This is a genomic window from Rathayibacter sp. PhB127 (assembly GCF_003751665.1).
Lineage (GTDB): Bacteria > Actinomycetota > Actinomycetes > Actinomycetales > Microbacteriaceae > Rathayibacter > Rathayibacter festucae.
Genome location: NZ_RKHW01000005.1, coordinates 303,089 through 324,022 on the forward strand (window position 1 = coordinate 303,089; position 20,934 = coordinate 324,022).

Genomic DNA, 20,934 nt, shown 5'->3' on the forward strand with positions numbered 1-20,934 from the left:
GTGCGTCCAGTCTGCACCCGCGGAGAGTCGTGGGCAAGGCGGTATCCGGGTGTCTGCGACGGTCGTCTCCCCGCTGGGTTTCGCAACTCGTTCTGCTCTACAGTGGGGGAATGGACGACAGCGGTGCCGCTCCCCGGCCGACGATGGCGCGCATCGCCGAGCGCGCGGGGACGAGCGTGCCGACGGTCTCCAAGGTGCTGAGCGGCGGCACCGACGTCTCCGAGGCGACCCGGCTGCGGGTGATGGAGGCCGCGCACGAGCTCGGCTACCGGCGCCGGCCGCGGCTGCGCCCGCCGGCGGAGGACCCGCACGTCGCGCACATCGTCGACGTCGTGGTCGGCCACCTCGACGGCACCTGGATCGGTCCCGTGCTCGGCGGGATCGAGGAGGAGGCCGCGGCGGCCGGCGTCGACCTGGTGCTCACCCGCGCGCGGCCCGACGGGGAGTGGGTCAATCGGCTCCTGCGCCGCTCGTCCCTCGGCGCGATCGTCGTCCTCGTGGACGTCACGGCGGCGCAGCTGCACCTGCTCACCACGGCCGAGCTGCCCGTGGTGATCGTGGATCCGATCACCCGCCCGCCCGCCGACGTGGCGAGCGTCGGCGCGACCAACTGGGACGGCGGCCGGATGGCGGCGGAGCACCTGCTCGCCCAGGGCCACACCCGCATCGGCGTGATCGCGGGCGCCCGCGGGCAGCTCTACAGCAGCGCCCGGCTCGACGGCTTCAGCACGGCGCTGCGCGATGCCGGGGTGCCGCTGCCGCGGGAGCGCGTGGTCTACGGCGGCTGGAACCGCGACCGCTCCCGGGTGGTCGCCTCCGCGATGCTGGCGGACGCGCTGATCCGGCCCACCGCGCTCTTCGCGCTCTCGGACACCATGGCGCTCGGCGTCTACGACGCGGCCGACCTGGCCGGCCTGCGCATCCCGGACGACCTCAGCGTGATCGGCTTCGACGACGTGCAGGAGTCGGCGTGGGCGACGCCGCCGCTGACCACGATCCAGCAGCCGATCGCCCAGATGGGGGCCGCCGCCTTCCGGATGCTGCACCAGGCGCACCGCGCGGCCCGGCCGCTGTCCTCGAGCGCGACGCGGCTCGAGCTCGAGACGCGCCTGATCGAGCGCGCGTCGGTGGGCCGTCCGCGCTGACGCCGGTGCGGCGCTGAGTCGCCCGAGAAGGCGCGTTCTCGGGGTGGAGAACGGGCCTTCTCGGGCGACTCGGTGCCGGTCCGGGGCTAGAGGGCGCCCTGGGTGGCGGTGCCGGCGGGGATAGGGGACAGGCGGGTCACGACGGGGGGCGCGGCGACGAGGCCCTTGATGGCGGCGTTCAGGCGGACGACGGGGTCGCCGGCGCCGTGGGCGTCGAGGGCCTCGGCGCTGGTCCACTTCTCGAGCATGACGATGGTGCCGTCGGGGGAGTCGTGGATCGCGTAGAGCTCGCAGCCCTCCTCGCCGTGGACCTCGGCGATGGCGGGGGAGAGGGCGGCGACGAGGGCGTCGCGCTGGCCCTCGGCGGGGGTGAAGATCGCGGTGACGACGACGGGGTCGGACATGGCAGTGCCTTTCGTGGAGGGGTGGTGGGGCGGAGTCAGCGCTGCGCCGGGGCGGCGCAGCTGGAGCGGATGACGAGGTCGGCCTGGACCTCGATGTGCTGGGGGGTGTCGGGGATCCGGCCCTGCATCCGGGCCAGCACCAGGTCGACGCTGTGCCGGGCGAGCATGTCGATCGGCTGGCGGACGACGCTGAGCGGCGGGGTGACGAGCTCGCTCCACGGGTTGTCGTCGAAGACGACCACGGAGAGCGCCTCGGGGATCGCGACGCCGAGCTGGAACAGGCGGTGTACGGCGCTGCGCACCTGCGCCGTGTTGGCGACGATCAGGGCGGTCGGCGGCTCCGGCAGCGCGAGCAGCGCGGCGACGGCCTCGCCGCCGATGTCGCCGCGGAACGGGACCTCGCGGATCAGCGTCCCGTCGATCGGCAGACCGGCGGCGGAGAGGGCGGCGCGGTAGCCGGCGACGCGCGCCTGGCCGGTCGAGGTGCGCAGCGGCCCCGAGACGATCGCGATCCGGCGGTGGCCGAGCGCGAGGAGATGATCGGTCGCCCGGGCGGCGGAGGCGGAGTTGCCGATGCTGACCACGTCGACGTCGTCGAGACCGGGGGTGGTGCGGTCGACGAAGACGACGTCGATCCCGGCCCGGCGCAGCCGCGACCACTTCTCGAGGTTCTCGCCGGACGGGGTCGCGATGACGCCGCCGACCGAGCGGTCGAGCAGGCTGGTGAGCGACTCGCCCTCGACGTGCGAGTCCTCCTGCGTCGTCATCAGGAGGACCTGGGCGCCGCGGGCGCGCGCCTCCCAGACGACGCTGTCGGCCAGGCGGGCGAAGAACGGGTTCGTGAGGTCGGGCAGGACCAGACCGATGGACAGGGTCTGACCGTGGCTCAACTCGCGGGCCGCGGCGCGCGGCCGGAAGCCGAGCTGCTCGATCGCCTCGACCACACGGCGCCGGGTGTCGACGGCGACCGGGCCGGTCCCGTCGTTGAGCACGCGCGACACCACGGACACCGAGACGCCCGCACTGCGCGCGACGTCGCGGATCGTCGGTGCTTTCTGCACGGTTCCTCCCCAGCTGTCGGGCAATCGTATCGGCGCCGGACCGGGCCGCCGCGCCCGCTGTTGACACACTCTAATCGTTGCTGGTACAAAACTGGTACCGGTTCCACTGGGGCCGGCGAGCAGCACTTCCCCGACGAAGACTGCGCACGACGACGACGTCCTCCGCCCCCGAGGCGGCCCTCTGCGTCCGTGCGCCCCCGGACCAGAGAGGCCACCGTGAACCTGTACAAACTCCTCGGCGATCGCGAACGAGAGGGCCGCCCCATCCGCATCGGGCTGATCGGTGCCGGGCGCTACGGCACCATGTACCTCTCGCAGGCGCGCAACATCCCCGGCGTCCACGTGGTCGCCATCGCCGACGTCAACGTCGCCCGGGCCCGCGGGGCCTTCGAGCTGGTCGACTGGCCGGCCGAGGCGATGGCCGCGGACATCCCCGAGGCACTCGCGAACCGGACGACCACCATCGTCGACAACGCCGCCGTCCTCTTCGAGCACGACATCGACGTCATCGTCGAGGCGACCGGCAATCCGATCGTCGGCGTGCACCACGCGCTCCGGGCGATCGAGACCGGCAAGCACATCATCATGGTCACCGTCGAGGCCGACGCGCTGGCCGGCCCCGCGCTCGCCAAGCGCGCCGAGGCCGCGGGCATCGTCTACTCGATGGCCTACGGCGACCAGCCCGCCCTGATCATGGAGCTCGTCGACTGGGCCCGCACCAGCGGCTTCGACGTCGTCTGCGCCGGCAAGGGCGCCAAGTACCTCGAGCACTACCACCAGATGAACCCCGACAACGTCTGGGAGAACTGGGAGTTCAGCAAGGAGCTGACCGACTCCGGCCAGCTCAACCCGTACATGCACACCTCGTTCCGCGACGGCACGAAGGCCGCGATCGAGATGGCGGCGGTCGCGAACGCGGCGGGCCTGGTGCCCTCCGACTCCGGCCTCACGTTCACGCCGGGCGACGTCGAGGAGATCGCGACGATCAGCCGGCCGAGCTCGATCGGCGGCGCCCTCGACCACGAGGGGACGGTCGACGTGATGTCGAGCGTCCGGCGCGACGGCTCCCTCATCCCGCACAACACGCAGGAGGGCGTCTACGTCGTGGTCAAGGCGACGAACCCCTACGTGTCCACCTGCTTCGACGAGTACCCGTGGCACCCGGACCCGACCAAGCAGTACGCGGCGCTCTACCGGCCGTACCACTACGTCGGCCTCGAGCTGAACGTGTCGATCGCCAACGCGGCGCTGCGCGGCATCTCGACCGGGCACCCCGAGGGCTTCTACGGCGACGTCGTCGCGACTGCGAAGAAGGACCTCAAGGCCGGCGAGTTCCTCGACGGCGAGGGCGGCTTCACCGTCTACGGCAAGCTCGTCTCCGCGAAGCACTCGGTCGCCATCGGAGCGCTCCCCGTCGCCCTGGCCCACCACGTCGAGCTGCGCCACGACATCGCGCAGGGCGCGACGGTCGGCTGGGACGACGTGATCATCGACGAGTCGCTCGCCGAGGCGCTCGAGCTGCGCCGCGAGACCGAGGCGCTGCTCGCCTCCTGACCCCCTCGGGCCGGGCGCGTCCTCCGCCCGGCCCGCCTCCGCACCACCCTCGCGTTCCGCGACCCCGCACACCCCGCCCCACCTTCCGATGACGAAAGGCCCCCTCCCATGTCCTTCCCCACCCGCGCCACCGGCGCCGCCCTCGCCGGGCTCGCCTCCCTGACGCTCCTCGTCGGCTGCTCCGCCTCGCCCGACGGCGACGGCGGAGGTGCCGCCGCCGGCGGCTCCGGCGCCGACATCGTGTCGCTCGTCGACTCCTCCGCGCAGACCCCGGTCGACGAGGTGACCTCCTCGCTCGGCGACCCGGCCGTGCCCGACGGCGCCAAGCTCTGCTACATCACCCGCACCCTCTCGAACGAGTTCTGGGGCTACGAGCGCGACGGCTTCGAGAACCGCGCGAAGGAGCTCGGCGTCGACTACCAGACCTTCGACGTCACGGACGAGTCCTCGATCACCGAGCAGCTCGACAAGGCCAAGAGCGCGATGAACCAGGGCTGCACCGCGATCCTCGCCTCGCCCATCTCGGCGACCGGCCTCGACTCGGTCTTCGAGTCCGCCCTCGCCGACGGCATCCCGGCCGTTGTGCTCAACGACGCGAAGAGCGACGTCCCCGGAGTCGTCTACGTCGGCCCCGACGCGACCACCATCGGCGCCACGGCGGCGGACTACATCGCCGATCTGCTGCCGGACGGCGGCCAGGTCGCGATGATCGAGGGCGACCCCGGCTCCTCCAACGCGATCAACCGCGGCGACGGCTTCACCGCCGCGCTCGCGAAGCACGAGAACCTCGAGCTCGTCGCCTCGCAGACGGCCTCGTGGGACCAGACCAAGGCGCAGGAGATCGCGACCACGATGCTCACGGCGAACCCCGACATCAAGGCCTTCTACTCGCAGAACGACGGCATGGCGCTCGGCGTGCAGGCCGCCATCGACGCCAAGGGCCTCACCGGGAAGGTGATCCTCGTCGGCACCGACGGCATCCCGCAGGCCAAGAAGCAGATCCTGGCCGGCGACTACACCGCCACCGTCAGCGAGCTGCCGACGACGGAGGGCGCGACCGGCGTGGACGCCGCGCTCTGGCTCCTCGCCGGCAAGGAGGTGCCGGGCTGGATCGACGTGCCCGCCTTCATCATCGACAGCGAGAACGTCGCCGACTACGAGACCGGGATGCCGTGACCCGCGGCTGACCCCCGCGCTCCGCCGGAGACCCTCCGGCGGAGCGCACTCCCGGCAAGGCCCCTCTCGATCAGGAAAGAAGACGGAACATGGCCGAGCATCTGCTCGAGGTCCGCGGCATCGCGAAGTCGTTCCCCGGCGTCCGCGCCCTGGACGGCGTGAGCTTCACCCTCGAACGCGGGGAGATCCGCACGCTCGCGGGCGAGAACGGCGCGGGGAAGAGCACCCTGCTCAACATCCTCGGCGGCGCCCTCCGCCCCGACCGCGGCTCGATCACCATCGACGGCGTGCGGCGGATGGAGTACACCTCGCGCCAGGCACTCGCGGAGGGGGTGCGGATCGCGCACCAGGAGCCGGCCATCGTGCCCCAGCTCACGGTGACCCAGAACCTGCTGCTCGGGCGCACGCGCACGCAGCGCGCCTCCGCTCAGGGCGACATCGACCAGGCCCTTCAGGACGTCCACCGGATGGGCTTCCCGATGGACGGGCGGACGCCGGTCGGCCGGCTCAGCCCGGCGCAGCGGCACGCGCTCACCATCGCGCGGGCGTTCGCCTTCGGGGCCAAGATCGTCGCTCTGGACGAGCCGACGACCAGCATGCTCGAGCACAACGTCGAGGGCGTGCTGACCCGGGTGCGCGAGATCGCGCACGGGCGGGGCGTCGGCGTGATCTACGTCTCGCACAAGATGCCGGAGGTGATGAGCGTCTCGGACACGGTCGTCGTCCTCCGCGACGGACGGCCCGCCTACGACGCGCCGATCGCCGAGACGTCCTCCGAGGACATCGTCCGGCGGATGGTCGGGCGCGAGCTGCTCTCGTTCGAGCGGCGGCACCCGGTCGCCGCGGACGCCGAGGTGCACTTCGAGGCCACGGGCGTGACGCATCCGAGCGGCGTCGGGCCGGAGTCGATCCAGGTGCGGCGCGGCGAGGTCGTCGGCATCGCGGGCCTGGTCGGCTCGGGGCGCACCGAGTTCCTCCGCGCGCTGATCCGCGCCGACGAGGGCACCGAGGGGACGGTCCGGCTGGCCGGCCGCACGCTCAAGGTCCGCTCGCCGCGCGACAGCCGCGACGCGGGGATCGCCTTCATCCCGGAGGACCGCAAGCACCAGGGGCTCGTGCTGCAGACCCCGGCCTACGCGAACGTCGCGCTGACCTCCGACCGGCAGCTGAACGGCTTCGGTCCGTTCATCAGCACGAAGCGGCAGATCGCGACGGCGGAGGAGATGGGCCGGCGGATGTCGCTGCGCCCGGCCGACGTCCGGCTGAACGCCCGCCAGTTCTCCGGCGGCAACCAGCAGAAGATCGTGATCGCGAAGTGGATCTGGCTCGGCGCGAGCGTCTTCCTCTTCGACGAGCCGACCAAGGGCGTCGACGTCGGCGGCAAGGTCGAGATCTACGAGCTCATCGACCAGCTCGCCTCCGAGGGGCACGCGGTGATCGTCGTCTCGAGCGACCTGCCCGAGATCATCTCCCTCAGCGACCGGGTCCTCGTCATGAGGGCGGGCCGCTTCGTCTCCGAGCACATCGGCGACGACATCACCGAGCACAGCATCGTCACCAACGCCATGGGCGTCGCGAAAGGAATCTCATGACCTCCCCCGAGACCGGGGGCGTCGCCACGCCGCCCCGCCGCTCCTTCAACCTGCAGGCCTTCGGCATCTACCTCGCCGCGGTCGTCCTCTTCGTCGTCCTCGGCGTCCTGAACCCGAACTTCCTCACCCTCGGCAACCTCCGCGACGTCGCGGTGTCGGCGAGCGTGAACGCGATCATCGGCATCGGCCTGACCTTCGTCATCATCACCGGCGGCATCGACCTCGCGGTCGGTGCGATGGCGAGCTTCGTCGGCATCGTCAGCGCGTCGCTGCTGGTCAACGGCGGGGTGCCGCCGCTGCTCGGACTGGCCGCGGGCATCGTCCTCGGTCTCGTCTGCGGCGGGATCAACGGGCTGCTCGTCACCAAGCTCAACCTGCCGCCGTTCATCGCGACGCTCGGCACGATGAGCGTCTTCCAGGGCGGCGCGTACGTCGCCACGAACGGCAAGCCGGTCTACGACGTGCCGAAGGAGTTCATCCTGCTGCTGAACAGCTACGTCGGCGGTGTGCCCGTCGTCGTGCTGATCGTGGCGGTCGTCGGCATCGCGGCCTGGCTGCTGCTGCGCAAGACCGTCTTCGGCCAGAACGTGATCGCGGTGGGCGGCAGCGAGGAGACCGCCTGGCTCTCCGGCGTGCGGGTGCACCGGGTGAAGATCGCGGTGTACTGCATCTCCGGCGGTCTCTCGGCGCTGGCCGGCCTGGTGATCGTCGCCCGGATCAACGCGGCGCAGCCGGACGCGGGCAGCCCGTACCAGCTGACCGCGATCGCGGCCGCGGTGATCGGCGGCGCGAACCTGATGGGCGGCGAGGGCCGCATCGCGGGCACCCTGGTCGGTGCGCTGATCCTCGGCGCTCTCACCAACGGTCTGGTGCTGCTGAACGTGCCGAGCTTCTACGAGCAGATCGTGACCGGACTCGTCGTCCTCATCGCGGTCACCCTCGACCAGGGCAGCAAGGGCTGGCCGATGCTCTCGCGGGGAAGGAAGAAGCAGCGCGAGGACGTCGCGGCGCCGCCCACCGAGTCGACGCCGTCGGTGCGCGCGTGACGGCGCGGCTGACGATGCTCGACGGGGCCCGCGTCCTCGTGACGGGCGGCTGCGGCCTGATCGGCCGGCCCACGGTCGCGGCACTGCTGGCGGAGGGGACGGTGGTCACCGTCCTGGACCGGGTCGCGTCGGACGCGGACGTCCGCTCGATCGTCGGCGACGTGACCGACCCGGCCGTGCTGGCGGAGGCGGTCGCCGGGCAGGACGCGGTGGTGCACCTCGGCGGCTACGCCGGGCTGGGCATGGCGGACGCGGTCGAGACCTACCGGGTGAACGCGGTGGGCAGCTTCGCGGTGTTCGCCGCCGCCGCCGCGGCAGGTGTCGCGAAGGTCGTCTACGCCTCGAGCATCAACGCCAACGGCTACCCGCTCGGCGCCGAGCAGGTGCTGCCGCCGGTCTTCCCCTACTCCGAGGATGCGGAGCCGCGGATCTCGGACGAGTACTCGCTGTCCAAGCTCGCGACCGAGGACGCGGCGCGGATGGCGCACGCGACCTGGGGGCTGAGCCTCACCGGGCTGCGCTACCCGCTGGTCCGCGACATCACCGTGGACGGCGGCCGCGTGTTCGGCGCGCATCTGCGGGCGGTGCTGGCGGCCGACCCGCGACGGCAGGCGGCGGAGGGCTGGAGCTATCTCGACGCTGCGGACTCGGCGCGGGCCGTTCTCGCGGCTCTGCTGCACGAGACGCCGCCGGCGCCGGGGATCCTGGTGGCCGCTCCGCTCACCTATCTGCGCGGGAGCACCGCGGACGCGCTCGACGCGATCGCCCCGGACGTCCCGCGCGGGCGGCTCGAGGGGCGCGCGGTCGGGCTCGATCTGACCCGCTCCCGCGAGCTGCTCGGCTTCGAGGCGCGGGTGCTGCTCGACGACGTCGCGCCGCAGGAGCTCGCCGATGTGGCGCCCGCGGGGTCCGGCGCGTGAAGCTCTCGCTGCTCGGCCTCGGACCGATGGGCGCGCCCATGGCGCGGAACCTGCTCGCGGGCGGGGCGCTCACGGTGTGGAACCGGACGGCGTCGCGGGCCGCGCCCTTCGCGGAGCTCGGCGCCGTGGTCGCGCCGACCCCTGCGGCGGCGGCCGGCGACGTCGTGCTGACGGTGCTGCCCGATCTGGTGCAGGTGGAATGGCTGCTCGAGCGCGAGGACGGCCTGCTCGCGGGCTGGCGCGCGGCGGGGATCGCCGCTCCGGTGCTCGTCGTGCACGGCACGATCTCGCCGGTCGCGGTCGCGGGGCTCGCCCGCCGCCTCGCCGCGGAGCACGGTGTGCAGGTGGTCGACGCCCCGCTCAGCGGCGGAACGGTCGGCGCCCGCGACGCGACGCTCAGCATCATGGTCGGCGGCGCCGACGAGCCGGTGGCCCGCGTGCTCCCCGTCTTCGAGCGGCTCGGGCGCACGGTCCGCCACCTCGGGCCGAGCGGAGCGGGCGCCACCGCCAAGCTCTGCAACCAGATCGTCGTCGCCGGCACCGTCGCCGTGGTGTCGGAGGCGCTGCTGCTCGCCCGGAGCGCCGGTCTCGACCCCGCCACGGTCGTCGAGCTCCTGCAGGGTGGACTGGCGCGCACCGAGGTCCTGGAGCAGAAGAGCCGCAAGTGGCTCGACGAGGACTTCGCCGAGGGCGGCAGCGCCCGCAACCAGCTCAAGGACCTGCGCTTCATCGCCGAGTCCGCCGCCGCGGAGGGCGTCGTGCTGCCGACCACCGCCGCGGTGACCGCGCTGTTCGAGAGGATGATCGCCGAGGGCGACGGCGACCTCGACCACACCGGCGTGCACCGCACGCTCGCCGGGCTCGCCCGCCGACCGGAGGAGCCGCATGCCTGACCTCGTCGTCATCGACGCGCACCACCACCTCACCGACCTCCGTCGCTCGTACCCGTGGCTGGAGGGACCCGCCGAGCCGTTCCGCTACCACGGCGACGACCGCCCGCTCCGCCGCTCCTACAGCGTCGACGACTACCGCGCGGACGCCCGCGGCGTGACCCTGCTCGCCTCGGTGCACGTCGAGAACGGAGCCGCGGACGCGCTCGCCGAGACCGCGTGGATCGACGCGCTCGCGCGGGAGAGCGCGGTGCCGACCGTGCACGTCGCGCACGTGTCGCTGCTCGATCCGGAGGCGCCGCGGCTGCTCGAGGAGCACGCCGCGTTCGCGGTCACGCGCGGTGTCCGCGACATCCTGAACTGGCATCCGGACCCGGTCTTCAGCCACCGGGACCGGGGCGACATCCTCGGCGATCCGGTCTGGCGGGCGAACTTCGGCCGGCTGCAGGGGCTGGGGCTCTCGTTCGATCTGCAGGTGTTCCCCGCGCAGCTCGCGGAGGCGGCGGCGCTCGCCGCGGACTTCCCGGGGACGGCGATCGTGCTCGATCACCTGGGCATGCCGATCGGGCGGGATCCGGAGTCGGTCGCCGAGTGGCGCGCGGGCCTGGCCGCGGTCGCCGCGCAGGAGAACACCGTCGTCAAGATCTCGGCGCTCGGCACCAATGACCACTCCTGGACCCGGGAGTCGATCGCGCCGTTCGTCCTCGAGACCCTGGAGGTCTTCGGGCCGGACCGATCGATGTTCGGCAGCAACTTCCCCGTGGACGGGCTCTACAGCTCCTTCACCGAGCTGTACTCGGCGTTCGACGCGCTGACGGCGCAGCTCTCGCCGGCCGAGCGGCTCGCGGTCTTCGCGGGGACGGCCGACCGGTTCTACCGGATGAGGGTGGCGCTGCCGCGAGCGGAGTGACGCGACGGCGTCCGCGGAGAGGTCGCGTTGCTCTCCCGGTCGCCTCTCGACCGGTCGGCGGCGCGGGCCTACAGTGGCTGCGACGGCGGTCCGGGACGACTCCGGGCAGGCCGTCGCCGAGCGGAGGGAAGCCATGTCCTCGACCGTCCCCGAGGCCGGCGGCGCACCCGCCGCGGAGCCGAGCGCGGCGAGCCTGCGCACCTTCGGCTGGATCCTCGTCAACACCGCGGTCGCGAACGTGACGACGAGCTTCCTCTGGTTCGCGCTGACCTTCTGGGTGTACCTCGAGACGCGGTCGGTGCTCGCCACCGGGATCATCGGCGGCGCGTACATGCTGCTCGTCGCGGTCTTCGCGATGGCCTTCGGCACGATCGTGGACCGGCACCGGAAGCACCGGGTGATGGTGTTCGCCGGGGCGGTGACGCTGGTGTCGTTCGGCGTCGCCGGCGGCCTCTACCTCGCGCTGCCGGAGGCGACACTGCTGGACTTCGGCGGGCCCTGGTTCTGGGTCTTCTCCGGGACGGTCCTGTTCGGCGCGGTCATCGAGAACATGCGGAACATCGCCCTGTCGACGACGGTCACGCTGATGGTGCCGGTGGAGCGCCACGCGAACGCGAACGGCCTGGTCGGCACGGTGCAGGGGCTCGCGTTCGTGGTGACGAGCGTGTTCAGCGGGCTCTCGATCGGCCTGCTCGGCATGGGCTGGACGCTGCTGATCGCGATCGGGGTCTCCGCCGCGGCGCTCGTGCACCTGCTGTTCCTGCGGATCGCCGAGGCGATCCCCGCGGCGGCCGGCTCGCGGGCCCCGCTGATCGATCTGCGGGGGAGCATCACGGCGGTGCGCGCGGCGACGGGGCTCTTCGCGCTGATCGTCTTCTCGACCTTCAACAACCTGATCGGCGGCGTGTACCTCGCGCTGATGGATCCGTACGGTCTCGAGCTGTTCCCGGTGGAGCTGTGGGGCGTCGTGCTCGGCGTGACCGCGACCGGCTTCATCATCGGCGGGCTGCTGGTCGCGAAGCTCGGGCTCGGCCGGAACCCGATCCGGACGATGCTGCTGCTGGTGATGGCGATGGGCGTGATTGGCGCGGTCTTCACCCTCCGCGACTGGTGGTGGCTCTACGCCGGCGGCATCTGGGTCTACATGACGCTGATCCCCGCGGTGGAGGCAGCGGAGCAGACCGTCGTGCAGAAGGTGGTGCCGTTCGAGACCCAGGGACGCGTCTTCGGCTTCGCCGCGGCGCTGGAGTCGGCGGCGGCGCCGATCACCGCGTTCCTGATCGCGCCGATCGCGGAGTTCGCGCTGATCCCGTACATGGAGTCGGCGGACGGGCGGGCGGCGTACGGCTGGCTGCTGGGCGACGGGGTCGGGCGGGGGATCGCGCTCGTGTTCCTGATCGGCGGGGTGATCATGGTGGTCGCGGCCGGCGCCGCGATGCTCACCCGCTCGTACCGCACGATCTCGGCGCAGTACCTGCGCGCGGAGCCGCCGGCGGACGACGTCCTTCCCGAACCGTCGTCGGACGACCTCGAGCCCGCGCCGGGGGAGAGCTCGCTCGACCAGCAGCGCTGACGGCCGACGTGAGAAGAGGGTCCCTCCGCTGACGGGGAAGGCCGGGCGGTGTCGGCTGATGATGGGCGCGGCCCTGTCCCGAGCGAGGTGGATCTCAAGACGCCCGCTTCGAGGGCTACGCGATCAGCATGCTGCGGACACCCTGCGGGCGCTGCTTGTTCAGCGCGCGTCGGTCGGGGTGCTGTCGTGGGGCTACCCCTCATGCTGGTCGAGTAGCGGCGCAGCCGCGTATCGAGACCCCGCGTCCCCAGCGCGGCGGACGCCGAGGACGACAGCGCGGAGCCGCTCAGACGCCCCGCGGCGTCTTGTCGCGCAGCGACCACACCGCCGCGCTCGCGACGAGGAGCAGGAGGGCCCCGACGCCGAGGGCGAGCGCGCTCAGCGGCACGCCGAGGTCGCCGACGGCCCGCGGCTGGAACCCGCCGTGGAAGACGAGCCACGGCGCCGCGACACTGGGAACGAGGTTCCGCGGGTCACCTGTTCCCAGGATCGGCAGCAGGTAGTAGGCCAGGGCGAAGACGGTGAGCGAGAACGCGCGCTCCCGTGTCAGCGTCGCGACGAGGAAGCCCAGCGCCCCGAACGCGACCCCGATCAGCACGAAGGCGACCGCCACTGCGCCGATCGCCGCGGGATCCGCGGACGGCGGCGACGACGATCCGTCGACGGGGAACGGCCTCAGCTGCGCGGTGACGAGCCCGGCGGCGGCCGCCGTCAGCACGAGCGCCGCGCCGAAGGCCAGGACGGCCACGACGAGGAGCGCCGCTTTCGCCGCGACGAAGGTGCGCGCTCGGCGGACCTGCGGCCACCGCACGATGATCGATCCGCCGCGGAGATCCGTGGTCGCCGCGAAGAGCCCCGTCGCGTAGCCGAGGAGCGGGGTCACGAGGAACACCGCGAGGCTCAGCCCCGTGCCGACCGCTCCGAGCGGAGTCAGCGCCGCCGAGGCCGCCGTCGCCGCCTCGAAGTCGTAGCGGAGAGGATTGTCGATCTCCGTCCGCCCGTCCTCGTGAGTGGTCACGCTCACGGGCTCCGCCAGTGCCTCCTCGACGGAGTGCCCGGCCGAGCGGTACTCCGCGGCGGTCCTCTCGAACAGCGCCGCCGTCGACCGTGCGTTGCCGACGTCGGTCACCGCGCTCCAGACCGCGAAGACGGCGCCGGCGAGCAGGAGGACGAGGAGGAGCCGGGAGGCGACCGCGCCGCGCAGCTCCCTCCGCACCTCGCCGCCCAGGGACCTCATCGCTCCTCCGCCCGTCCTCTGCATCCGTCTTCTCCTCCTCGTCGAAGAAGGACCGACCGGTGTCCGGCCTCATCGGCATGGTCTTCTGCGTATGGTCACGAGCGTCCTCCGAATCACCGGGGTCGGCAAGGGCGTGACGCGGAACGAGGGGCCGCAGCCGCGTCGCGTCGCGTCAGCAGCTCAGGGTGCGAGGGAGCAGCTGCAGGTTTGACCCGCCGTGCCCGGAGGGGCGGATCTCGATACGCGCCCTGCGGGCGCTACTCGATCAGCACGCTGCGGCCGGCGGGCTGCCGTGGGGCGGGGCGGGCCGTTCATGCTGGTCGAGTAGCGGCGCAGCCGCGTATCGAGACCCCACGTCTCCAGGCGGGTGGATCTCGATACGCCCTCTGCGAGGGCTACTCGATCAGCATGGCTCTGCCGACCCGGCATCGCAGGGCGGCGCCTCCTTCATGCTGGTCGAGGAGCGGCGCAGCCGCGTATCGAGACCCGGCGCCCGGCGCCGCTACAGTGACCGGCATGACCCCCTCGCGCGTCCTCGCACCGGAGCCCCCCGCCGACGGCTCGAAGCCCAAGGGCCCGGCGTCGTACTTCCCGAGCATCGAGACCACCTACGGCCGTCCGGTCCAGGAGTGGCTCGACCTGGTGGACGAGCGGCTCGACTCCGAGACGCACATGCAGGTCGTCTCCTGGCTGAAGACGGAGCACGGTCTCGGCCACGGGCACGCGAACGCCCTCGTCGCGTACGTCAAGGCGGCCCGCGCCTAGCCGGCCCTTCCCGCGCAGAACCATCAGCCAGGAGTCGTTCTCATCGCCCCCTCGGCGACCGCATGCCTTCCGAGCTATGATGCTAATTAATAGTCATCGACTCGGGAGGGCCGTATGTACGTCGCCCCCGACCTGAGCAGCGAGGAGAGCGACGTCCGCGCCGCGATTCTGGAGCTGAGCGCTTCGCTGAGGTACCAGGTGCGTCAGGGCAACCGGTGGACGGCGTCGCTGCGGCGGATGACGTTCGCGCGGAACGTGCAGGGGTCGAACAGCATCGAGGGCATCCACGCCAGCGTCGACGACGTGGCGGCGATCGCGCAGGGCGAGAGGCCGGTCGACGTCGACGAGGAGACGGAGCGCGCTCTCGCGGGCTACCAGCTGGCGATGACCTACGTGCTCCAGCTCGCGCAGGACCCCGTCGTGGTCGACCCCACCCTGATCCGCAGCCTGCACTACATGGTGACGTCCTACGACCTCTCGAAGCGACCAGGTCGCTACCGGACCGGACCCGTCTTCGTGCAGCAGGAGACCACGGGGGACATCGTCCACGAGGGAGCCGCCGCCGCTGCCGTCCCGGCCCTGATGGAGGAGCTGGCGGACACGATCGTCGTGACCGGCGACCACCTCGTCGACGCGGCGATGGCGCATCTCAATTTCGTGCTCGTCCACCCCTTCAAGGACGGCAACGGGCGCATGGCCCGCGTGCTGCAGTCCCTCGTCCTCGCCGCGGACGACGACGTCTCGCCCGTCTTCCTCTCGATCGAGGAGTACCTGGGCCGCCGCACGCAGGCCTACTACGACGTCCTCGCGCAGGTGGGCCGGGGCGCCTGGGATCCTGACTCGGCGACGCCCGAGAGCGTGCGCCCCTGGATCCGCTTCGTCCTCACCGCCCACCTCAACCAGGCCCGGGAGCGCGCCGCGCGCATCACCGCCGCCAGCGACGCCTCGACCGCCCTCAGCGAGCTGCTGCGGGCCGCGGGCATCGACGACCGGGCCCTGGATCCGCTGTTCGACGCGCTCTTCGGTGCGACCGTCAGCCGCGGCCGGTACATCGCCTCCCTGGCGGAGGCGGGAGCATCGATCAGTCCCCAGACCGCCACGCGGGACCTGGCGACGCTCGCGCAGGCGGGTCTCCTCGCGACGAGCGGCGAGAAGCGCGGCCGCGTCTACACCGCGGGCGACCCGCTCCTCCGCCTCCGCCGCGAGGTGGGCCTCGGCCGCGCCTGGCGCGACGTCGACCCGTTCGCGTAGCCGGACAGGACGGGGACGACCTGCTCGCCGACCAGCCGGAGGTCGGTGGCAGCCGTGCTCGAGGAGGGGGATCTCGATACGCGCCCTGCGGGCGCTACTCGATCAGCATGACGCGGTCGGCCTGCGGCTGGTCGATCAGCATGCTGGGGCCGCACTGTGGGTGGTCGATCGGCATGCTGGGGCCGGCGTGCTGCCGTGGGGCGAGGCGGGCCGTCCATGCTGGTCGAGTAGCGGCGCAGCCGCGTATCGAGACCCGGCGTCCTCTGCTGGGTGGATCTCGACACGCCCGCGGAGCGGGCTACTCGATCAGCAACGACGCTGCCGATCGACCGCTCCGCCGCGCGCTGCCCCTGCGCTGCTGCTGAGCATCGTGCCGCCTGGACGGTTCGAGGACGCCTCGCGGGCCGCGCGATCGGACTGCGGCGGGGCGAGGCTGAGGGAATCTACCCGAATCTAAGAAAAACGTTAGACAGCGGTAGAAAGTCTTAGACAGTACCGTCGGGCGGGCCGCTCGGCCTCCTCGCCCTCGAGCGGTCGCACGGGGATCCAGCTCGAGGTGGCCGCGAGGACGATCGACAGGTGCAGGTGACGCGGCACTCCGGCGACCGGTTCCGCACGGACGACGACGGGTGCTCGCCGGCGACGAGCTCGAGGAGTCCGAGCCACGCGGCCGACGAGTCCCGTCCGGCGACCGAGACCCCCGCCGATCAGCGGACGTCCTCGGCACCCGCTGGATGCCGAGGACGATGATCTCTAGAAGGAGATGTACTTCCCGTTGTCGAACAGAAGGAAGCTCTGCGCGCTCTCGGGGACGACGTAGGTGGTGTATCCCGTGAAAGTCGAGCCCGGATAGAGCGTCGGTCCGTCGCTCATGGAAGACATTCCCTCGCCGAGGGTCACGTACTCGTTGTCGTATCGATTGCCCTCCGGAGTCGCGAGGGAGAGGTCGAAACCGGCGAGAGAGGGCTCCACTCCGTCGGGATCGATCCCCGTCATCGTCAATTCGGCGACGACGTACTTGAATCCGGCGGGCGCCTCGGAATTGAACATGTTCCATTCAGCGACCAGTCCGCCGGCATTCGCGTCGACGATCCTCGCGGTGAGGCTGTACTTGTCGCCACCGAACAGACCCTTGGCGGTGTACGGCTGAGCCATCGGAGCCGCGGCGGTCCCCGCGGCCGGGGCGGCTGCCTCGGCGGGCTCCTCTTCCTCGGCGGGAGTCTCCTCCACCGGTGCGGCTTCGGCCGGGACCTCGGCCGCCTGGGCCTCCTCCGTCTCGGCGGCAGCGGGAGCTGGCTCGGCGGGCTCGACGGCACTCGTCTCGGCGGTGACGGAATCGGAGGAACCGGCGGAGACGGCGGTGGAGACGATGCCGGTCAGCAGGGCGATCGAGCCGAGAGCGAGGCCGGTGACGGCCATGCCCTTCGGCTGCTTGCGCACGAGGGCGAAGACTGCGAGCCCGACGGCCGCGATCGCGAGGATCAGCCCGAGCCCGGGGACCAGGCCGGTGAGGAACGCGAGGATGCCGAGGATCAGGGCGAAGAGGGCGAGCAGGGCCGGGCCGCCGGAGCGGGGGCGAGCCGCTCGCACTCAGAGAGGAAAAGGAATCGGTGACACGGGGGACTCCGGGTCTCGCTTTTCTCGAGGCGGGAGGGAGGCATCCGGTGCGAATCGTCCATGACTAGGCAATACCACCCGCTTCTCGTCCGCTCGATCGGAGAATTCGGTCCTGCCCGTTCGGTCGAATCGCGGTGACATCACGCGATCATCTCGTGGAGATCGGTCGACCCGGACTTCTTTCGTCCGGTGAAGCCGCCTCGCGGTCGGCTCGCCTCCGTGCGGCCGTGTATCGGAGACAGCCGTGCTCGAGGAGGGGGATCTCGATACGCGCCCTGCGGGCGCTACTCGATCAGCATGACTCCGCCGCTTCACCGCCTCGCGGACGGCTCAGCGGCGCGCGCGGCCGAACTCGAGGAGCTTCGCGAAGAGGTCCTCGAGGAGCCAGCGGGTGTCGAAGGCCTCGCAGACGCGGATCGGGTGCGGGCCGACGCCGGGCTGGAGGTCGCCAGCGGTGGTGAAGCGCGGGGCGGGGACGGAGCGCCAGCGGCCGCCGGCGGGGTTCATCACGGCGCCGATCGCTGGGCTGTCGCCGAGGGAGCGGAAGTCGAGCGGGCCGTAGGGGATCGTCGCGTTGAACGCGATCAGCTGGTCGACGAGGTAGTCGCCGAGCGGGCTCGTGCCGCCCAGCCGCGTGCGCAGCTCGGCGTGGCCGACGCCGACCATCGTGTAGACGGGCATCGGGATCTGCCAGACGGCGACTCCGGAGGCGAGCACGGCGTTCGCGGCGGCGACGTCGTTGATCAGGTTGAACTCCGGGTGGTACGCGGCGATGCCCTCGTAGGGCGGGCCGCCCACCCAGACCACGACGACGTCGCGCTCGGCGATCGACGGCTCCGCCAGCAGCGCCGCGGCGACGTCGGTGAGCGGGCCGAGCACGGCGATCCACAGCCGGCCCTCGCCGTGCAGCGCCTCCTCGACGATCACGCGCGAGCCCTCGGACGCCACGGACTCCGCGGAGCTGCCGGCGACCAGCGCCGCGGACGCCCCGTCGACGACCCGCACGTCGGCCCCCGCGAGGGCGACCACGCGATCGATCTCCGCGCGCGACTCCCGCAGGCTCCCGGGCCGGCCGAAGTGCGCCGCCACGAGCGCCCGGACGTCGAGTGTCGCGCTCAGCAGCGCCTGCACGATCGCGAACTGGTCGTCGGCCTCGTTCGCGGCGTCGGTGCTGACGATCACGCGATGCGGCGGCGGCATCACGCCGACTCCCGCTGCACGAGCGTCGTCGCGAGGATCGGCTGCCGGTCGACCTCGCGGCCCGCCACCACGGCGACCACTGTCTCCGCGGCGACGCGCCCCATGTCCTCGAGCGGCTGGCGGATCGTGGTCAGCGTCGGGTCCGAGGTGGTCGCGATGACCACGTCGTCGAAGCCCACGACCGAGATGTCGGCGGGCACCCGCCGGCCGGAGGCCTGCAGCACGCGGATCGCGCCGTTGGCCATCAGGTCGGAGGAGGCGAAGACGCCGTCGAGGTCGGGGTGGCGCTGGAGCAGCCGCGCCATCGCGGCCGAGCCGCTCTCGAGGGTGAACTCGCCGTGCACGATCGGGCTGTGATCCAGCCCCAGCTCGGTCAGCTCGTCGCGCCAGCCGCGGATGCGGTCGCGGGCCGGCTCCATGTCGTGCGGGCCGGCGATGATGCCGAGCCGGCGCCGGCCGGAGTCGGCGAGCGCGCGGGCGGCGAGCCGGCCGCCGCCGTAGTTGTCGGAGTCGATCACGATGGCGTCCTCGGCCAGCGCGACGCGCGGCCGGCCGACCCAGGCGATCGGCACGGGGGAGTCGGCGAGCGCCTGCGCGAGGTGCGTGATCTCGTGCTGCAGGATCACGATCGCCCCGTCGACCGCGCGCGAGCGGAGGAACTTGGGGATGCGGTCGCCGTCGTCGTGGTCCGCCGGCAGCAGCACCGGCTGCACCTCGGCGGCGTAGAGCCCCTTCGCGGCGCCCTTGAGCACCGAGGTGAAGAACGTGCCGGTGAGGCTGTCGAGCTCGTTGAAGGCGACGATCAGCGCGATCGCGCCGGAGCGGCCGCCGCGCAGCATCCGCGCGGCGCTGTTGGCCTCGTAGCCGAGCTGCTTCGCGGCGTGCTCGACGGCGGCCGACATGCGGACGTCGACGTTCGTGCCGCCCGCGAGAACCCGGGCGGCGGTGGCGCGGGACACGCCCGCGGCCCGTGCGACGTCCACGAGCGTGGGTCGGGTCATGGCTGCATCCTTCTGAACGAGGAGGGGAGCCGGCCGGGGCGCCGGATGCTCGATCTCCAGAGTCCCACGGGGACGCCTCCCCCGGGGCCGTAGCGGTCCGATTTGCGAAACTTCTTACAGATACTAGGGGAGATCGATATCTCACGCTGCGGTAACGACTCCGTGATCGCGCTTGCACGAGGGGGAAAGGCCAGCTACCTTGGCGTCCAAGAGATCGTTCTCTTGCTCCCGGTCTCCTCCAGCGAGACCCCCCGCGAATCCCCGACGAAGAGGAACAATCGTGAAAAGAAGACTGACGGCCGTGGCCGCAGCAGCCGCCGCCGTGGCCCTCGCCCTCACCGGATGCTCGTCCGGAAGCGGTGGCGGCGCGTCCGACGACCCGAACGCCGAGGCGACCTTCTGGTCCTTCACCGGCATCAACGCCAAGGACAGCGTCGACGAGTACCTCGCGAAGATGCCCGACGCGAAGATCAAGCTCTCCGAGGTCGGCAGCACCACCGAGACCGCGACCGCCCTCACCGCGGCGCTGGCCGGCGGCAAGGTGCCCGACCTGGTCATGATCCAGAACGACGACCTGCCCCAGTTCGTCGCCAACAGCTCGAACTTCCTCGACCTGCGCACCCTCGGCGGCGACGACGTGGCCTCCGCCTACCTCCCGTGGGCCGCCTCGGCGGCGACCGCCGACGACGGCTCCGTCGTGGGCGTGCCCACCGACGTCGGCGGACTCGGCTTCGCCTACCGCGCCGACCTCTTCGAGGCCGCCGGTCTGCCGACCGACCCGGCCGAGGTCGCCGCGATGTGGAAGGACTGGCCGTCCTTCATCGCCATGGGCGAGAAGTACACCGAGGCGACCGGCAAGCCGTTCGTCGACAACATCGAGACCAGCGTCTTCTTCTCGACCGTCAACCAGGTCTCCGAGAAGTACTACTCGCCCGACGGCGAGCTCGTCTACGACACCAACCCGCAGGTGAAGGACGCGTTCCAGGTCGCCGTGGACGCCAAGGACGCCGGCATCAGCGCCGGCATCGCCGCCTGGTCCTCGGGCTGGGCCCCCGGCCGCGCCAACGGCGCCTTCGCCGTGACCATCGCGCCGTCGTGGATCCTCGCCGGCATCAAGACCGACGCCCCCGACACCGCCGGGAACTGGCGCGTCACGAGCGTCCCCGGCGTCGGCGGCAACTGGGGCGGCAGCGTCATCGCCATCCCGGCCCGCGCCGAGCACCCCGAGGCCGCCTGGCAGTACATCGAGACCATGATGTCCGCCGAGGGCCAGACCGACCACTTCGCGGCCTCGGGCACCCTGCCCGCAGCCACCGAGGCGGTCGCGAGCGACGAGGTCCGCAACTACACCGACCCGTTCTTCGGCGACTCGAAGATCGGCGAGGTCATGGCCACCTCGGTCGAGCAGTTCCCCTCCTTCTACAACGGTCCCGACACGACGCCGATCAACGGCGCCCTGCTGAACACCCTCGTCGAGCTGGAGGCGGGCAACGTCACCTCCGACAAGGCGTGGACGACGGCCCTCGACACGGCCAAGCAGGCCATCGGCGGCTGATCGCCCCACCCACCCGAGCGGCCCGGCGCCTCGCGCG

At 72.0% G+C, this 20,934-nt stretch carries 18 protein-coding genes; 12 read left to right on the forward strand and 6 right to left on the reverse strand.

Going from position 1 to position 20,934, the window contains the following annotated elements; translation table 11 throughout:
• Positions 1-110: 110 nt before the first annotated feature.
• A complete protein-coding gene (locus EDF22_RS19520; protein ID WP_208544815.1) occupies positions 111-1,145 on the forward strand; it encodes a LacI family DNA-binding transcriptional regulator in 1,035 nt (344 codons plus the stop codon).
• A gap of 86 nt (positions 1,146-1,231) precedes the next feature.
• Here the strand turns inward: EDF22_RS19520 and EDF22_RS19525 are convergent, their stop codons facing one another.
• Complete coding sequence (locus EDF22_RS19525) at positions 1,232-1,549, reverse strand: putative quinol monooxygenase (RefSeq protein ID WP_123706475.1); 318 nt, start codon at positions 1,547-1,549, stop codon at positions 1,232-1,234.
• Positions 1,550-1,584: 35 nt separating this feature from the next.
• The gene (locus tag EDF22_RS19530) at positions 1,585-2,610 is read right to left on the reverse strand and encodes a LacI family DNA-binding transcriptional regulator (RefSeq protein WP_123706476.1); all 1,026 of its coding nucleotides are present in this window, start codon (positions 2,608-2,610) and stop codon (positions 1,585-1,587) included.
• Positions 2,611-2,826: 216 nt separating this feature from the next.
• On the opposite strand from EDF22_RS19530, the gene EDF22_RS19535 reads away from it, so the two are divergent.
• From EDF22_RS19535 to EDF22_RS19570, 8 genes are all read left to right on the forward strand, one after another.
• The gene (locus EDF22_RS19535) at positions 2,827-4,164 is read left to right on the forward strand and encodes an NAD(P)H-dependent oxidoreductase (protein ID WP_123446901.1); all 1,338 of its coding nucleotides are present in this window, start codon (positions 2,827-2,829) and stop codon (positions 4,162-4,164) included.
• A 108-nt stretch (positions 4,165-4,272) separates the two neighbouring features.
• Positions 4,273-5,340 carry a substrate-binding domain-containing protein gene (locus EDF22_RS19540; protein WP_123706477.1) on the forward strand — a complete coding sequence of 356 codons (1,068 nt, stop codon included), beginning with the start codon at positions 4,273-4,275 and terminating at the stop codon, positions 5,338-5,340.
• 89 nt (positions 5,341-5,429) lie between these two features.
• The gene (locus tag EDF22_RS19545) at positions 5,430-6,932 is read left to right on the forward strand and encodes a sugar ABC transporter ATP-binding protein (RefSeq protein WP_123706478.1); all 1,503 of its coding nucleotides are present in this window, start codon (positions 5,430-5,432) and stop codon (positions 6,930-6,932) included.
• Positions 6,929-7,978 (forward strand): ABC transporter permease, encoded by a 1,050-nt coding sequence (locus tag EDF22_RS19550; protein ID WP_123446898.1) that lies wholly within the window; start codon positions 6,929-6,931, stop codon positions 7,976-7,978. The genes EDF22_RS19545 and EDF22_RS19550 overlap by 4 nt, the downstream gene beginning before the upstream one ends.
• Entirely contained in the window at positions 7,975-8,898 is a 924-nt protein-coding gene (locus EDF22_RS19555; RefSeq protein WP_123706479.1) for an NAD(P)-dependent oxidoreductase, read from the forward strand. Before EDF22_RS19550 ends, EDF22_RS19555 begins: the two co-directional genes overlap by 4 nt.
• Positions 8,895-9,791: an NAD(P)-dependent oxidoreductase gene (locus tag EDF22_RS19560; RefSeq protein ID WP_260303574.1), complete on the forward strand. Its 897-nt coding sequence runs from the start codon at positions 8,895-8,897 to the stop codon at positions 9,789-9,791. Before EDF22_RS19555 ends, EDF22_RS19560 begins: the two co-directional genes overlap by 4 nt.
• Positions 9,784-10,698: an amidohydrolase gene (locus EDF22_RS19565; RefSeq protein ID WP_123706480.1), complete on the forward strand. Its 915-nt coding sequence runs from the start codon at positions 9,784-9,786 to the stop codon at positions 10,696-10,698. Before EDF22_RS19560 ends, EDF22_RS19565 begins: the two co-directional genes overlap by 8 nt.
• 133 nt (positions 10,699-10,831) lie before the next feature.
• Positions 10,832-12,271, forward strand: a complete 1,440-nt coding sequence (locus tag EDF22_RS19570) for an MFS transporter (protein WP_123706481.1) — start codon at positions 10,832-10,834, stop codon at positions 12,269-12,271.
• A gap of 286 nt (positions 12,272-12,557) precedes the next feature.
• On the opposite strand, the gene EDF22_RS19575 is transcribed toward EDF22_RS19570, so the two are convergent.
• The gene (locus EDF22_RS19575) at positions 12,558-13,508 is read right to left on the reverse strand and encodes a hypothetical protein (RefSeq protein WP_123706482.1); all 951 of its coding nucleotides are present in this window, start codon (positions 13,506-13,508) and stop codon (positions 12,558-12,560) included.
• A 516-nt stretch (positions 13,509-14,024) separates the two neighbouring features.
• On the opposite strand from EDF22_RS19575, the gene EDF22_RS19580 reads away from it, so the two are divergent.
• On the forward strand, positions 14,025-14,273 hold the full coding sequence (locus EDF22_RS19580; protein WP_123706483.1) for a DUF4287 domain-containing protein: 249 nt from the start codon (positions 14,025-14,027) through the stop codon (positions 14,271-14,273).
• A 114-nt stretch (positions 14,274-14,387) separates the two neighbouring features.
• On the forward strand, positions 14,388-15,524 hold the full coding sequence (locus tag EDF22_RS19585) for a Fic family protein (protein WP_123706484.1): 1,137 nt from the start codon (positions 14,388-14,390) through the stop codon (positions 15,522-15,524).
• A 753-nt stretch (positions 15,525-16,277) separates the two neighbouring features.
• On the opposite strand, the gene EDF22_RS21015 is transcribed toward EDF22_RS19585, so the two are convergent.
• From EDF22_RS21015 to EDF22_RS19600, 3 genes are all read right to left on the reverse strand, one after another.
• Positions 16,278-17,114, reverse strand: coding sequence for a DUF4190 domain-containing protein (locus tag EDF22_RS21015; protein WP_185039150.1), 837 nt, complete (start codon positions 17,112-17,114; stop codon positions 16,278-16,280).
• Between the two features lie 357 nt (positions 17,115-17,471).
• The gene (locus tag EDF22_RS19595) at positions 17,472-18,323 is read right to left on the reverse strand and encodes a nucleoside hydrolase (RefSeq protein WP_221180978.1); all 852 of its coding nucleotides are present in this window, start codon (positions 18,321-18,323) and stop codon (positions 17,472-17,474) included.
• A 17-nt stretch (positions 18,324-18,340) separates the two neighbouring features.
• On the reverse strand, positions 18,341-19,342 hold the full coding sequence (locus tag EDF22_RS19600; RefSeq protein ID WP_123446870.1) for a LacI family DNA-binding transcriptional regulator: 1,002 nt from the start codon (positions 19,340-19,342) through the stop codon (positions 18,341-18,343).
• Between the two features lie 301 nt (positions 19,343-19,643).
• On the opposite strand from EDF22_RS19600, the gene EDF22_RS19605 reads away from it, so the two are divergent.
• Positions 19,644-20,897 (forward strand): extracellular solute-binding protein, encoded by a 1,254-nt coding sequence (locus EDF22_RS19605; RefSeq protein WP_123706486.1) that lies wholly within the window; start codon positions 19,644-19,646, stop codon positions 20,895-20,897.
• The last annotated feature ends 37 nt before the right edge of the window (positions 20,898-20,934 follow it).

Coding starts and splice junctions, on each gene's coding strand:
- EDF22_RS19520 (WP_208544815.1), top strand. CDS start 111: ATGGACGACAGCGGTGCCGCTCCCCGGCCGACGATGGCGCGCATCGCC.
- EDF22_RS19525 (WP_123706475.1), bottom strand. CDS start 1,549: ATGTCCGACCCCGTCGTCGTCACCGCGATCTTCACCCCCGCCGAGGGC.
- EDF22_RS19540 (WP_123706477.1), top strand. CDS start 4,273: ATGTCCTTCCCCACCCGCGCCACCGGCGCCGCCCTCGCCGGGCTCGCC.
- EDF22_RS19545 (WP_123706478.1), top strand. CDS start 5,430: ATGGCCGAGCATCTGCTCGAGGTCCGCGGCATCGCGAAGTCGTTCCCC.
- EDF22_RS19550 (WP_123446898.1), top strand. CDS start 6,929: ATGACCTCCCCCGAGACCGGGGGCGTCGCCACGCCGCCCCGCCGCTCC.
- EDF22_RS19565 (WP_123706480.1), top strand. CDS start 9,784: ATGCCTGACCTCGTCGTCATCGACGCGCACCACCACCTCACCGACCTC.
- EDF22_RS19570 (WP_123706481.1), top strand. CDS start 10,832: ATGTCCTCGACCGTCCCCGAGGCCGGCGGCGCACCCGCCGCGGAGCCG.
- EDF22_RS19575 (WP_123706482.1), bottom strand. CDS start 13,508: ATGAGGTCCCTGGGCGGCGAGGTGCGGAGGGAGCTGCGCGGCGCGGTC.
- EDF22_RS19580 (WP_123706483.1), top strand. CDS start 14,025: ATGACCCCCTCGCGCGTCCTCGCACCGGAGCCCCCCGCCGACGGCTCG.
- EDF22_RS19585 (WP_123706484.1), top strand. CDS start 14,388: ATGTACGTCGCCCCCGACCTGAGCAGCGAGGAGAGCGACGTCCGCGCC.
- EDF22_RS19600 (WP_123446870.1), bottom strand. CDS start 19,342: ATGACCCGACCCACGCTCGTGGACGTCGCACGGGCCGCGGGCGTGTCC.